The sequence below is a fragment of the Bradyrhizobium sp. CCBAU 11434 genome (genome assembly GCF_028128895.1).
In the GTDB taxonomy this organism is placed as follows: Bacteria; Pseudomonadota; Alphaproteobacteria; order Rhizobiales; family Xanthobacteraceae; genus Bradyrhizobium; species Bradyrhizobium zhengyangense.
On the sequence record NZ_LBJX01000092.1, the window covers coordinates 62,596 to 74,768 of the forward strand.

At 65.2% G+C, this 12,173-nt stretch carries 13 protein-coding genes; 8 read left to right on the top strand and 5 right to left on the bottom strand.

Annotation, left to right across the window (positions count from 1 at the left end):
- The first annotated feature begins 36 nt into the window (after nucleotides 1-36).
- From XI06_RS23320 to XI06_RS23330, 3 genes are read left to right on the top strand one after another with little or no spacing between them, the layout of a single operon-like run.
- Nucleotides 37-1,443, top strand: a complete 1,407-nt coding sequence (locus tag XI06_RS23320) for a DegQ family serine endoprotease (protein ID WP_237861460.1) — start codon at nucleotides 37-39, stop codon at nucleotides 1,441-1,443.
- Entirely contained in the window at nucleotides 1,440-2,777 is a 1,338-nt protein-coding gene (locus XI06_RS23325; RefSeq protein ID WP_237861461.1) for a replication-associated recombination protein A, read from the top strand. Before XI06_RS23320 ends, XI06_RS23325 begins: the two co-directional genes overlap by 4 nt.
- 52 nt (nucleotides 2,778-2,829) lie before the next feature.
- The gene (locus XI06_RS23330; RefSeq protein ID WP_237861462.1) at nucleotides 2,830-4,044 is read left to right on the top strand and encodes an RluA family pseudouridine synthase; all 1,215 of its coding nucleotides are present in this window, start codon (nucleotides 2,830-2,832) and stop codon (nucleotides 4,042-4,044) included.
- A gap of 173 nt (nucleotides 4,045-4,217) precedes the next feature.
- On the opposite strand, the gene XI06_RS23335 is transcribed toward XI06_RS23330, so the two are convergent.
- Nucleotides 4,218-4,664 carry a hypothetical protein gene (locus XI06_RS23335; RefSeq protein WP_237861463.1) on the bottom strand — a complete coding sequence of 149 codons (447 nt, stop codon included), beginning with the start codon at nucleotides 4,662-4,664 and terminating at the stop codon, nucleotides 4,218-4,220.
- Nucleotides 4,665-4,739: 75 nt separating this feature from the next.
- On the opposite strand from XI06_RS23335, the gene XI06_RS23340 reads away from it, so the two are divergent.
- The 3 genes from XI06_RS23340 to XI06_RS23350 are packed head-to-tail and all read left to right on the top strand — an operon-like array spanning nucleotide 4,740 to nucleotide 7,484.
- Nucleotides 4,740-5,534: an ATP12 family chaperone protein gene (locus XI06_RS23340; RefSeq protein WP_237861464.1), complete on the top strand. Its 795-nt coding sequence runs from the start codon at nucleotides 4,740-4,742 to the stop codon at nucleotides 5,532-5,534.
- 52 nt (nucleotides 5,535-5,586) lie between these two features.
- The gene (fliK, locus tag XI06_RS23345) at nucleotides 5,587-7,224 is read left to right on the top strand and encodes a flagellar hook-length control protein FliK (RefSeq protein WP_271606590.1); all 1,638 of its coding nucleotides are present in this window, start codon (nucleotides 5,587-5,589) and stop codon (nucleotides 7,222-7,224) included.
- Nucleotides 7,221-7,484 (top strand): EscU/YscU/HrcU family type III secretion system export apparatus switch protein, encoded by a 264-nt coding sequence (locus XI06_RS23350; RefSeq protein ID WP_271606591.1) that lies wholly within the window; start codon nucleotides 7,221-7,223, stop codon nucleotides 7,482-7,484. The genes fliK and XI06_RS23350 overlap by 4 nt, the downstream gene beginning before the upstream one ends.
- 124 nt (nucleotides 7,485-7,608) lie before the next feature.
- On the opposite strand, the gene XI06_RS23355 is transcribed toward XI06_RS23350, so the two are convergent.
- The 3 genes from XI06_RS23355 to XI06_RS23365 form a co-directional block, all read right to left on the bottom strand.
- A complete protein-coding gene (locus XI06_RS23355) occupies nucleotides 7,609-8,601 on the bottom strand; it encodes a dienelactone hydrolase family protein (RefSeq protein WP_271606592.1) in 993 nt (330 codons plus the stop codon).
- A 72-nt stretch (nucleotides 8,602-8,673) separates the two neighbouring features.
- Nucleotides 8,674-9,270, bottom strand: coding sequence for a hypothetical protein (locus tag XI06_RS23360; RefSeq protein ID WP_271606593.1), 597 nt, complete (start codon nucleotides 9,268-9,270; stop codon nucleotides 8,674-8,676).
- Between the two features lie 155 nt (nucleotides 9,271-9,425).
- The gene (locus tag XI06_RS23365; RefSeq protein WP_237861472.1) at nucleotides 9,426-9,830 is read right to left on the bottom strand and encodes a DUF4260 domain-containing protein; all 405 of its coding nucleotides are present in this window, start codon (nucleotides 9,828-9,830) and stop codon (nucleotides 9,426-9,428) included.
- A 145-nt stretch (nucleotides 9,831-9,975) separates the two neighbouring features.
- On the opposite strand from XI06_RS23365, the gene XI06_RS23370 reads away from it, so the two are divergent.
- Nucleotides 9,976-11,508, top strand: coding sequence for an acyl-CoA carboxylase subunit beta (locus XI06_RS23370; protein WP_237861474.1), 1,533 nt, complete (start codon nucleotides 9,976-9,978; stop codon nucleotides 11,506-11,508).
- Between the two features lie 139 nt (nucleotides 11,509-11,647).
- Nucleotides 11,648-11,995 (top strand): hypothetical protein, encoded by a 348-nt coding sequence (locus XI06_RS23375; protein ID WP_237861475.1) that lies wholly within the window; start codon nucleotides 11,648-11,650, stop codon nucleotides 11,993-11,995.
- A gap of 9 nt (nucleotides 11,996-12,004) precedes the next feature.
- Here XI06_RS23375 and XI06_RS23380 read toward each other — a convergent pair whose 3' ends face one another.
- Nucleotides 12,005-12,157: a hypothetical protein gene (locus tag XI06_RS23380; RefSeq protein WP_237861476.1), complete on the bottom strand. Its 153-nt coding sequence runs from the start codon at nucleotides 12,155-12,157 to the stop codon at nucleotides 12,005-12,007.
- Between the last annotated feature and the right edge of the window lie 16 nt (nucleotides 12,158-12,173).

The window sequence follows — 12,173 nt, forward strand, 5'->3', positions numbered from 1 at the left end:
GCGCCTATATTCCGGCGTCTTTTCCAAGAGGTAGGAATGTTTCGATCGACCTGGATCGCCGTCGTCACGGCATTGTGCATAGGCTTTTCGGCCCACTTCAATCCGGCTGCGGCGCAAGACCGTCGCGTGCCCTCGTCACAGGCCGAGCTGCGGCTGTCCTATGCGCCGATCGTGCAGCGGGTGCAGCCGGCGGTCGTCAACGTTTATGCCGCCAAGGTGGTGCAGAACCGCAACCCGCTGCTGGACGACCCGATCTTCCGTCGTTTCTTCGGCGTGCCGGGCCAGCAGCAGGAGCAGGTGCAGCGGTCACTGGGTTCGGGCGTGATCGTCGATTCCTCCGGGCTCGTCGTCACCAACGTTCATGTTATCGAAGGCGCCGACCAGGTGAAGGTGTCGCTGTCGGACAAGCGCGAGTTCGAGGCCGAGATCGTCTTGAAGGACTCCCGCAGCGATCTCGCGGTGCTGCGTCTGAAGGATACCAAGGAGAAGTTTCCGGCGCTCGAATTCACCAATTCGGACGAGCTGATGGTCGGCGACGTCGTGATGGCGATCGGCAACCCCTTCGGCGTCGGCCAGACCGTGACCCATGGCATCATCTCGGCGCTAGCGCGTACGCAGGTCGGCATCACCGACTATCAGTTCTTCATCCAGACTGATGCTGCGATCAATCCCGGCAATTCCGGTGGCGCGCTGGTCGACATGAACGGCCGGCTCGCCGGCATCAACACTGCCATCTATTCGCGCTCCGGCGGCTCGCAGGGCATCGGCTTTGCGATCCCGGCCAATATGGTTCGGGTCGTCGTCGCCTCTGCCAAGAGTGGCGGCAAGGCGGTGAAGCGGCCATGGCTTGGCGCGAAGTTGCAGGCGGTGACGCCGGAGATCGCGGAGAGCCTCGGTCTGCGCTCGCCGACCGGTGCGCTGGTCGCGAGCGTCGTTGCCAATGGGCCTGCGGCGAAGGCCGGGTTGAAATCCTCCGACCTCATCACCGGGATCGACGGCCAGGCCGTGGACGATCCCAACGCGTTTGACTATCGCTTCGCCACCCGCCCGATCGGCGGGTCAGCGCAGATCGACCTGCAGCGCGGCGGCAAGCCGCTCAAGCTGACGATCGCGCTCGAGACTGCCCCCGATACCGGCCGCAACGAGCTCGTCGTCACCGCGCGCTCGCCGTTCCAGGGCGCGAAGGTCTCGACCATCACGCCGGCGGTCGCCGACGAGCTGCATCTCGACGCCGACACCGAAGGCGTCGTCATCACCGAGCTCGGTGATGACTCCCCGGCCGCCCAGGTCGGCTTCCAGAAGGGCGACATCATCCTGGCCGTCAACAACCAGAAAATCGGCAAGACCGGCGACCTCGAGAAGGTGGCAGGCGTCAGCCAGCGGCTCTGGCGCATCACGCTGGTGCGCGGCGGTCAGCAGATCAACGTCACGCTGGGCGGATGAGTCCGAAGCGACCACAGGAGACGCCAACTCTCTTTGCCGCGGCGGGGCTCGATCACGATGCCCCGCATCCGCTGCCGGATCGGCTGCGGCCGCGGGCGCTGTCGGAGGTCGTCGGGCAGGATCACATCCTCGGCCCTGATGGCGCACTGACGCGCATGCTGGAGACGCGCACGCTGGGCTCGCTGGTGTTCTGGGGCCCGCCGGGCACCGGCAAGACCACGGTGGCGCGGCTGCTCGCGGATGCGACCGACCTGCATTTCGAGCAGATCTCGGCGGTCTTCTCGGGTGTAGCAGATTTGAAGAAGGCCTTCGATGCTGCGCGCGCGCGCCGCGAGATGGGCAAGGGCACGCTGCTGTTCGTCGACGAGGTGCACAGGTTCAACCGCGCCCAGCAGGATTCGTTTCTGCCCGTGATGGAAGACGGCACCGTCGTCATGGTCGGCGCCACCACGGAAAACCCGTCCTTCGAGCTCAACGCGGCGCTTTTGTCCCGCGCACGCGTCCTGGTGTTTCGCTCGCTCGATGCGGCCGCGATCGAAAAGCTGTTCGCGCATGCCGAGGCGGTCGAGGGCCGCAAGTTGCCGCTCGATGCCGAGGCGAGGGCGGCGCTGGTGCGCATGGCCGACGGCGATGGCAGAGCTTCGCTGACGCTCGCCGAAGAGGTCTGGCGCTCGGCGCGAGCCGACGAGATTTTCAATGCCGCGCAGCTGCAGGACATCCTGCAACGGCGTGCGCCAATCTACGACAAATCGGCGGATGGCCATTACAACCTGATCTCGGCCCTGCATAAATCGGTGCGCGGCTCCGATCCGGACGCCGCGCTGTATTATCTCGCGCGCATGCTGGACGCCGGCGAGGACCCGCTGTTCCTGGCGCGCCGCGTCGTGCGCATGGCGGTGGAGGATATCGGCCTTGCCGATCCGCAGGCGCTCGTCATCGCCAATGCCGCCAAGGACGCCTTCGACTTCCTCGGCCACCCCGAAGGCGAGCTCGCGATCGCGCAAGCGGTGGTCTATCTCGCCACAGCGCCGAAATCGAATGCGGTCTACACCGCGTTCGGCACGGCGATGCAGGTGGCAAAACAGGCTGGCTCGCTGCTGCCGCCAAAGCACATCCTGAACTCACCGACCAAGCTGATGAAATCGGAAGGCTACGGTTCAGGCTACGAATACGACCACGATGTCCCCGATGCCTTCTCCGGCCAAGACTACTTCCCGGAAGCCCTGGGCCGCCAGACCTTCTACGACCCGCCCGAGCGCGGCTTCGAGCGCGAGATCAGGAAGCGGCTGGATTATTGGGCCAAGCTGCGCAAGGAGCGGGGCGGCGCGGGCTAGAGGCGGCCATTTCGCCGTGACGGGAGCCGGCTTTTAGGGTACGCAGGCAACCATGAGCCGCCGCATCAAGAGAATGAACCCAAAGCCCCGTTCGCGTGACGAACGCGACGATTCGCGTCCATTCAAGGCGCGCAGCGCAAAGAAGGCTGGACCGCGGCCTGGGACCAAGCCCGGGGTAAAGCCGCCGCGCTTTGCGGCCGAGCGCGCAGAACGGCGTGCGCCCAAAGCTGCAATGGAAGAGCCGGCTGCGGCAAAGCCCGTCGAGGCGTTGCTGCCGACCAAGGTCCAGACCGTCAAGGTGACGGCTGACGAGAACAACATGCGCGTCGATCGCTTTCTGGAGGCGCGCTTTCCCGGCCTATCGTTCTCCCATATCCAGCGCGTCGTCCGCAAAGGCGAGCTGCGCGTCGACGGCAAGCGTGTCGACAGCAAGGACCGCCTGGAAGAGGGCCAGAGCGTCCGCATTCCGCCGCTGAAGCTCGACACACCGAAGGTTGCCGGCGAGCTCTCGGAGGCCGCACAGAAGACGCTCAAGGCGCTGAAGGAGATGACGATCTACGAGGACGACGACGTCCTCGTGCTGAACAAGCCCGCCGGCCTTGCCGTGCAGGGCGGCTCGGGCATGACGCGCCACATCGACCAGATGCTGGAGGTGATGCGCGATTCCAAGGGTCAGAAGCCGCGCCTCGTGCATCGCATCGATCGCGAGACGTCAGGCTGCCTGCTGATCGCGAAGACGCGCTTTGCCGCCTCGCATCTGACCGGCGCGTTCCGCTCGCGTTCGGCGCGCAAGGTCTATTGGGCATTGGTGCCGGGCCTGCCGAAGCCGAAGCAGGGCCGCATCTCGACTTTCCTTGCGAAAGAGGAGAGCGAGGACGACACCATCATGCGCATCGCGCAGCATGGCGACGAGGGCGCCAGTCACGCGGTGACCTATTACGCGGTGGTCGAGACCGCCGGCAACAAGCTGACCTGGGTGTCGCTGAAGCCGGTGACAGGCCGCACGCACCAGCTTCGCGCCCACATGGCCCATATCGGTCATCCCATCGTCGGCGATCCCAAATATTTCAACATCGAGAACTGGCAGTTGCCGGGCGGCCTGCAAAACCGGCTGCATCTGCTCGCGCGCCGCATCGTCATCCCGCATCCCCGCGGCGGCGTCATCGACGCCACTGCGCCACTGCCGCCGCACATGCAGCAGTCGTGGAATTTGCTCGGGCTCGACGCAAGCAGGTTCGATCCGATCGAGAACGCGCCGGAGGAGTAAGCCAGGCTGCTAATCTAGCCACGTTCTCTGTCATCGCCCGCGAAGGCGGGCGATCCAGTATTCCAGAGGCCGGCCTTGGAGAGCTCGCTCTCACCACATCCGCCGCGGCGTACTGGATGCCCCGCCTTCGCGGGGCATGACAGCGGTAATTGTGGATGCGACTGAAGCCCCCCTCAATTTCGAAATTGCTCCAGAAACATCCGCAAGCTGTCATGCGGGCTCTCGACATCCATGATCAGCCAGCCCTCCGGACCGTTGACCAGGATGAAGTTCAGCACGACCTTGCGGCCGTGATTGTCGAAGACCGCCGCGACATAGGTCTTGTCGTATTGCTTGCGGGTGATCGCGATTGCGACCGGGCCGAGCTTCCAGTTCGTGCTCTGCACCAGGAAATCATAGGGCTCGCTGCGCGGCGCAGACCACGCTTTGCGCAAGGAGGGGTCGAAGAATTGCCGGGTCGTCGCAGCATCCCGCGGCAGGCCCCTCGACAGCTCCGGCGAGCCCGCGCCGTAATAGGCATAGACGTTGCGGATCAGCGATTCCGGGGTGCGAAAGCCGGCCTCGGCCGCGGCCGGCCAAAGCCCGGCGAACAGGGCCACAATGCCCGCAAGTTCCCTCATGCCCGCCGCTCGCTTTATCGGCTGCCGGTCTTATTTTAAAAGCTTAGCACTCAGCGACCGGGACCGAAAACTCACATGCGCGAACTGTTCGAAGAAGCAGCCGGCCAGCCCCCGCCGGACCCCAGGGAATCGGCGCGCGCCTCGGCGCGGACGCCGTTGCGCAAGCGCTTCTACAAGGAGGCCGGCGTTGCGGAGACCGAAGGCGGCTTTGGCATCACCCTCGATGGCAGGCCGATCCGCACGCCCTCTGGCCGCCAGGTGGTGATTCCCTCGCGCGCGCTGGCCGATGCCGTGGCCGCGGAATGGGCCGCTCAGGGCGAGGCGATCGATCCCGTGACCATGCCGCTGACGCGGATCGCCAACAGCGTGGTCGAGGGCGTGGTCGACCGCGTCGAGCTCGTCACTGATGACCTCGCGAAATACTTCGAGACCGACCTGCTGTTCTATCGCGCCGGCCACCCCGAGGGGCTGGTCGCCCGCGAGGCTGCGCATTGGGACCCCGTGCTGTTCTGGGCCGCAGAGGCGCTGGGGGCGCATTTCATCCTCTCCGAGGGCATCATGCATGTGAGGCAGCCGGACGAGGCGCTCCAGGCTGCCCGTGCGGCGTTGCCTGGCGATCCCTGGTCCGTGGCCGCCCTCCACATGGTGACGACCCTGACCGGCTCGGCGCTGCTGGCGCTGGCGCTGGCCCATGGTATGCGCGACGCCGACCAGGTCTGGGCCGCGGCTCATGTCGATGAGGACTGGAACATCGACCAATGGGGTGTGGACGAGGAGGCCGCCGCCCGCCGGGCCACCCGCCTGCGCGATTTCGACGCCGCCGTGGCAGTTTTGACCGCCGTGAAGCCGCCTGCGGCCCAAGGTCCTTAACGAGAGGTTTACGAGGGGCTCTTAGGGTGGGCCAGATTCTCGGGCCCTTCAGATGCCGACGCCGATAAGCTCGATCCTTCCGGTCAGTGCCGCCAGCCCCGTGGCTGATGCGGCAACGCCCGATCTTGTGCTTCAGGCCGGCAGCGTCGTCGATGCCAAAGTCGTCAGCTTGCTTGCCGACAATCTGGTGCGGATCGCGATCGCCAACCTCTCGATGGACGTGATGTCCGAGGTGGCGCTGACCCCCGGGCAAAATCTCCAGCTCGCGGTGTCGCAGAACGATGGCACCATCAGGCTCGCCGTCGTGGGCGGCGCAGGCGAGGCAAGCGCCGATCAGGTCACGCTGACGCCGACCGCGGCGTCGCTGGTCGACAGCCCGCCGCTGGCGCCGTCGGTCAATGCGGCACGCAACACGTTGACACCTTTGGAGCAGGTCGCCGTTACAGCAGCCTCGGCCGAGGCGGTCACAAAGCAGGGCAGCCAGGCGCCGCTGTTCGCCAATCTCGCATCGGTCGTCACCGGCAGCGATTTGCCGGCCGGACTGAAACAGGCCGTGCTGGACGTGCTGGCGCAGCAGACACCCCTCAATGCTGCGCTGGATGGCGGCGATATCGAGTCCGCGTTTCAGAAGTCCGGCCTGTTTCTCGAAGCTTCGCTGGCCGCTGGCACGACGCCCCAGTCAGGTGCGGTGCCGGATCTGAAGGCAGCGCTGCTGGTGCTGCGCCAGACATTGGCGGCGACGTCAGGCCTGCCCGCGACCGCCGCGCCACAAGTCGCAGCACAGAACGCAGCGCCTGGCACTTCGGTCGTTCTGCAGACTGCAGTCTCGGCGCCGCAGGTGGCGGGCGAGACAGCACAGGCGGTGCTTCCGTCGCCCGGTGCGGCGATTGCTCAGCCTGCGCAATTGCCGCGCGAGGCTGCGCCGGCCACTGCGGTGCTGGCCAACATCACCGGCGAAACGCCCCAGGCGGCTCTGCCTCGCACCACCATGTCGGCAGGCCTTGCCGCGAGCCTGCTGCAGGAGGTCACGCAAAACCTGCCGCGCCTGACCGGCAATGTGCCGGGTGCGACCAAGGCCGTTCCTGACGGCCATGTCTTCGAGGCGGCCGCGCGCACGACGACGCCACCGCCGTTCCGTGGAGCGCTGCCGGCGCCGCAATCTGTCGCTTCGCCGACGCTCGCGCCCGACACGCCGCTCGCTGCGACCGTGCATCGCCTGCTCGACGATACCGATGCTGCGATCGCGCGGCAGACGCTGCTGCAGGTGGCTTCGCTCCCTGACCGCGTCGATGCCAGCGGTCATCGCAGCGACCCGACCGCGCCGCAGTGGAATTTCGAGATTCCGTTTGCGACCCCGCAAGGCACCGCGATGGCGCAGTTCGAGATCTCGCGCGACGGCGGCAACGAAACGCCAGATCCCGCCAAGCGCGCCTGGCGCGCGCGCTTCACGATCAATGTCGAGCCATCAGGACCCGTGCACGCGCTGATCACGCTCAACGGCGACAAGACCTTCGTGCGAATGTGGGCGGAGCGGCCGGCGACCGCGCAGCAGCTCCGCGCCGGCATCGGCGAGCTCAATCAGGCGCTGGCCAAGGCCGAGCTCAAGCCGGGCGACATCATCGTGCGCGACGGCACGCCGCCGCAACCGGCTCCGGCGCGTGCCGGGCATTTCCTGGATCGCGCCACATGAGCGACCAATCCAAGCTCGCGATTGCGCTGCACTACGAGAAGGGCAGCGGGGCGCCTGTCGTCGTCGCCAAGGGCAAGGGCACGATCGGCGAAAAGATCGTCGAGATCGCCAAGGCCAATGATATTCCGATCGAGGAGAACGAGATTTTGGCCGGCGCGCTGTCCAAGGTCGAGCTCAGCGAGGAGATTCCGCCCGATCTCTACAAGGCCGTCGCCGAAGTTCTGGTGTTCGTGCTGCGGCTGTCGGGCCGCGCGCGCTAGCGCATAACGCCAACGCTTATCTCTCTCCATGCGTCATTGCGAGCGCAGCGAAGCAATCCAGAATCTTTCCGCGGAGGGACTCTGGATTGCTTCGGTGCGCTCGCAATGACGGAGTGTGTGGCCTCTATCCCAGCTTGAACAGCGCCTGCAAAAACTCCACCACCGCTTTGCGCGATTCCGCGGCCGTTGTGGGATTGCCACCGACATGCGGGTTGAGCTCGACGCAAGGGTCCTTGTAGGTGAAGGGCGCGTTGGTATCGCCGTTCATCAGCACGCCGCCGTCGCCTTCCTTGATATGGCAGTTGCGCACGGTCTGGGCGTTGGCCGATACCACGACCGAGTTGACGCCGAGCAGCCCACTGTCAAAGCCGTGCGCGCTGTCTGGATATTCGGTCAGCACCACGTCGCGGCCCGCAGCTTTCAGCCGTTCGACAAAGGCCTTGCAACTCTTCACCGGGTTATAATCATCAGGCGTGCCGTGGAAGATGCGGATCGGGCGCGCGGCAACGTCGGTGTCCGTCCGATAGGTCGTCGAGCAGTCCGGATAGAACGGGATATAGCCCGCGAACTGCAGGCCAGACTTGTTCCAGAGCTTGTGGAAGCGGTCGAGGCTCGCATAGAGCGTCGCCTGTCCTCCGCGTGAAAAACCCATCAGCACGATGCGGTCAGGATCGACGCGGGGATGCTTCGCCAGAATCTCCAGCGAGCGGTAGATGTCGATGATCAGGTTGAGGCGGCCGAGCAGGGCCTGGTTCGGCCCCGTCACCGTCAGCCCGCGGCCGGTAAAGCCGTCGATCACGAAGGTCGAGATGCCCATGGCGTTGAATTCGTGCACCCAGGCTTCCGTGGTGGCGCCGACGCCGCTCGAGCCGTGCATCAGCACCACGACCGGCATCTTGCCTGATCCCTGCGCCACGCGGAATTCACCGGCAACGGTTACCGGCTTGCCGGACGCGGCATCGCCGCTGAGGAATTGCTGGTCGGAGAGGGTGAGTGACGGGATCGGGAAGATCTCGGTCCGGGCTGGTGCTTCCTTGGGAAGCGATTGAGCGCCGGCGAACCCTGGTGAAACGCAGAGCGCGACGAGTGCCAGAGCGACGCGGAATGCCGTCGGCATTGAATCCTCCCCTTAAGATTTTTGGGAAGTAGATCAACGCGCATGCGCGCTGTCAATTTGCGGGAGGCAGTCTCAGGCCTTGTCGGCGGGCATCTTCGCCGTCAGCGCCTGATCGATGGCAAAGCCCCCGATCTCGCTCATCGCCTGCGAGATCACGTCGCCCTTGCGCGCAAATCCGCTGGAGAGATAGTCGAACTGCGTCCGCGCCAGCCGCAGCACCTCGATCGGCACCGAGACCGCGGTCTCGTTGAAAGCGTCAATGGAGGCGCGCAACGTCTCCAGCTCGGTGGTGAGCTTGCCGATGTGGCTTTCCGCATCCTGCATCAGGCTGAGCAGTTTGCCGCGCTCGGTGTCGAAGGCAGCGCGCTCGGCGGCCGCGGCTGCGGTCACCTCCGCAAGCTGCGCCCGCAGCGCGGCGATCTGGCCCACCATGGCGTCGGAGGCAAGCTCTGCGGCTTCGTGGCGTTCGGCGTTACGCGTGCTCTCTTCCTGCGCCTGGTGATAGAACCGTTCGGCCGACATCGCCCGCTGTGCCAGCGACTCGATCAGACTTGCCGCGCGCAGCAGCATCTGGCCGTTCCGCCCCGACACCATGCTGGCCATGCGCCGCAGGAAGTCGGTGGTCTCGGACGCGCTGTTCGGAGGCAGGGGAACGACTGTGGCGGACATGAGGTGATGCTTGCAGCCGGACGTGATGACCGCCGCCGTACCGACTGAGCTCACGCAACATTCGGCGCCTGATCGTAAGCAGGGAGCAAGCCTGAATCGGCAGGCCCGGTCAACCGACCTGAACGGGCAAATCGTCGGCATCCCGTCCTTTGGCGTCAAGCGTCCTTCTGCCGCCCGATCCGCCCCAGATGGGTGAAGCCGAAGCCAGCGGAATATTTCAGGCCGTAGCCCAGAGCTCGGTCGATGCCGATATGGGCGAGCCAGATCAAGGCAATGGAGAGGGTGAGGGACGAGGCGAGGCCAAAACCCAGCGTCATCAGCGTCACCGGCGCCATGTAGCTGTGGGCGGCGTTGTAGACCAGCGCGCCGAACTTGGCGTCCGACAGGTATGCCAGGAAGCTCAGATCCGGGACCAGGAAGAGCAGGGCGTAGACCCACCAGGAGCCGCCCCAGGTCGCATAGAGCGCAGTCATGGCCGCGAACAGAGCGAGCCCCTCGAGCCGCAGCAGGATCCTGACGCCGCCGGTCACGGCGCCTGTTTCAACAGGTCTTTCGTCCATCCTGGCCTCCAGGGCAAAACTTTGTAATTCCTTGCGCTTTCACGCTACTTCAGGGCAGCCCTGCGGCGCCGAAAGCCGCTTCCCGGCTCGCAAAATGCCGTGTTAGAACCCGCTTCACTTAAGGCTTAAGAACTGGCGGGAGCAAATGAAACATATCCTGGACGCCCTTGAAGACCGTCGTGCCGGCGCCAAGCTCGGTGGCGGGGAGAAGCGCATCGAGGCGCAGCACGCCCGCGGCAAGCTGACCGCCCGCGAGCGCATCGAGCTCCTGCTCGACAAGGGATCGTTCGAGGAGTTCGACATGTTCGTCGAGCACCGCTCCACCGAGTTCGGCATGGAGAAGAACAAGATCCCCGGCGACGGCGTCGTCACCGGCTGGGGCACCGTCAACGGCCGCAAGACCTTCGTCTTCGCCAAAGACTTCACGGTGTTCGGCGGCTCGCTCTCGGAAACGCACGCGCTGAAGATCACGAAACTCCAGGACATGGCGATGAAGGCGCGGGCGCCCATCATCGGCCTTTACGACGCGGGCGGCGCGCGCATCCAGGAAGGCGTCGCCGCGCTCGCCGGCTATTCCTACGTGTTCCGCCGCAACGTGCTCGCCTCGGGCGTGATCCCGCAGATCTCGGTCATCATGGGCCCCTGCGCCGGCGGCGATGTCTATTCGCCCGCCATGACCGACTTCATCTTCATGGTGAAGAACACCAGCTACATGTTCGTCACCGGCCCTGACGTGGTGAAGACCGTGACCAACGAGGTCGTCACCGCCGAAGAGCTCGGCGGTGCCTCGGTGCACGCGACGCGCTCCTCGATCGCCGACGGCGCCTTCGAGAACGACGTCGAGACGCTTCTGCAGATGCGTCGCCTGATCGACTTCCTGCCGTCCAACAACACCGACGGCGTGCCGGAATGGCCGAGCTTCGACGACACCGCCCGCATCGACATGTCCCTGGACACGCTGATCCCGGACAATCCGAACAAGCCCTACGACATGAAGGAGCTGATCCTGAAGGTCGTGGACGAGGGCGACTTCTTCGAGATCGCGGAAGCCTTCGCCAAGAACATCGTCACGGGATTTGGCCGCATCGCCGGCCGCACCGTCGGCTTCGTCGCCAACCAGCCGATGGTACTGGCCGGCGTGCTCGACAGCGACGCGTCTCGGAAGGCCGCGCGCTTCGTTCGTTTTTGTGATGCCTTCAATATCCCGATCGTCACCTTCGTCGACGTGCCTGGCTTCCTGCCCGGCACCGCGCAGGAATATGGCGGCCTGATCAAGCACGGCGCAAAGCTGCTGTTCGCCTATTCGCAGTGCACCGTGCCGCTGGTGACGATCATCACCCGCAAGGCCTATGGCGGCGCCTTCGACGTCATGGCTTCGAAGGAAATCGGCGCCGACATGAACTACGCCTGGCCGACCGCCCAGATCGCCGTGATGGGCGCCAAGGGTGCGGTCGAGATCATCTTCCGCAGCGACATCGGCGATCCCGACAAGATCGCCGCGCGCACCAAGGAATATGAAGACCGCTTCCTGTCGCCCTTCATCGCCGCCGAGCGCGGCTACATCGACGACGTCATCATGCCGCACTCGACGCGGAAGCGGATCGCAAGGGCGCTGGCGATGCTGAAGGACAAGAAGGTCGAAGCGCCGGCAAAGAAGCACGACAATTTGCCGTTGTAAAAAATGAGTAGGGTGGGTTAGGCGAAGCCGTAACCCACCAACGGAACTGACCGTGCCGAGATTTTGGTGGGTTACGCCGAGCAGATGCGCTTCGCGAATCGGCAGGGCTCACCCACCCTACAGGTTCGATCAAAATCCCATGACCGAAGACGATCCGACCGACGAAATCTCCGACATCGAAGACCGGATCGAACGGCTCGCCGAGATCGCCGAGCGGTGCCGCAAATACATCCTGGCGTCCAAGATCGCGATCGGCGGCGGTGCGGCGCTGCTCCTGGTCACCATCCTCGGGCTGTTTGGGTTTGGTCAGACCGCCGCGCTCGGTTCGATCGCTCTGGTGCTTGGCGGCATCGTCTCGCTCGGCTCGAACATCAGCACGTTGCGGCAAACGGACAATGCGATCGGCGCCGCGGAAGCGCGCCGGTCGGCGCTCATCGGCAGCATCGATTTGCGCGTGGTCGCCGATACGCCGATGAAGCTCGTGTAGTGCGCTGCTTCATGCGGCAGCCTTGACGGTCAGAACCTGCAACTCCGCGCGGCATTCGGCGGCGAAGGCTTGCAGCCGTTCCGCAGTTTGCTGGTCGAGGATCGCCTTCGCCAGACGCTCGGCACGGGCTACTTGCTCTCTGAGATAGTCGATGCGGGCCATGTGTCACCTTCCGCCA

Bases quoted from the DNA above. Each gene is read 5' to 3' on its own strand.
- XI06_RS23320 (WP_237861460.1), top strand. From the start codon at position 37: ATGTTTCGATCGACCTGGATCGCCGTCGTCACGGCATTGTGCATAGGC.
- XI06_RS23325 (WP_237861461.1), top strand. From the start codon at position 1,440: ATGAGTCCGAAGCGACCACAGGAGACGCCAACTCTCTTTGCCGCGGCG.
- XI06_RS23330 (WP_237861462.1), top strand. From the start codon at position 2,830: ATGAGCCGCCGCATCAAGAGAATGAACCCAAAGCCCCGTTCGCGTGAC.
- XI06_RS23335 (WP_237861463.1), bottom strand. From the start codon at position 4,664: ATGAGGGAACTTGCGGGCATTGTGGCCCTGTTCGCCGGGCTTTGGCCG.
- XI06_RS23340 (WP_237861464.1), top strand. From the start codon at position 4,740: ATGCGCGAACTGTTCGAAGAAGCAGCCGGCCAGCCCCCGCCGGACCCC.
- fliK (WP_271606590.1), top strand. From the start codon at position 5,587: ATGCCGACGCCGATAAGCTCGATCCTTCCGGTCAGTGCCGCCAGCCCC.
- XI06_RS23350 (WP_271606591.1), top strand. From the start codon at position 7,221: ATGAGCGACCAATCCAAGCTCGCGATTGCGCTGCACTACGAGAAGGGC.
- XI06_RS23355 (WP_271606592.1), bottom strand. From the start codon at position 8,601: ATGCCGACGGCATTCCGCGTCGCTCTGGCACTCGTCGCGCTCTGCGTT.
- XI06_RS23360 (WP_271606593.1), bottom strand. From the start codon at position 9,270: ATGTCCGCCACAGTCGTTCCCCTGCCTCCGAACAGCGCGTCCGAGACC.
- XI06_RS23365 (WP_237861472.1), bottom strand. From the start codon at position 9,830: ATGGACGAAAGACCTGTTGAAACAGGCGCCGTGACCGGCGGCGTCAGG.
- XI06_RS23370 (WP_237861474.1), top strand. From the start codon at position 9,976: ATGAAACATATCCTGGACGCCCTTGAAGACCGTCGTGCCGGCGCCAAG.
- XI06_RS23375 (WP_237861475.1), top strand. From the start codon at position 11,648: ATGACCGAAGACGATCCGACCGACGAAATCTCCGACATCGAAGACCGG.
- XI06_RS23380 (WP_237861476.1), bottom strand. From the start codon at position 12,157: ATGGCCCGCATCGACTATCTCAGAGAGCAAGTAGCCCGTGCCGAGCGT.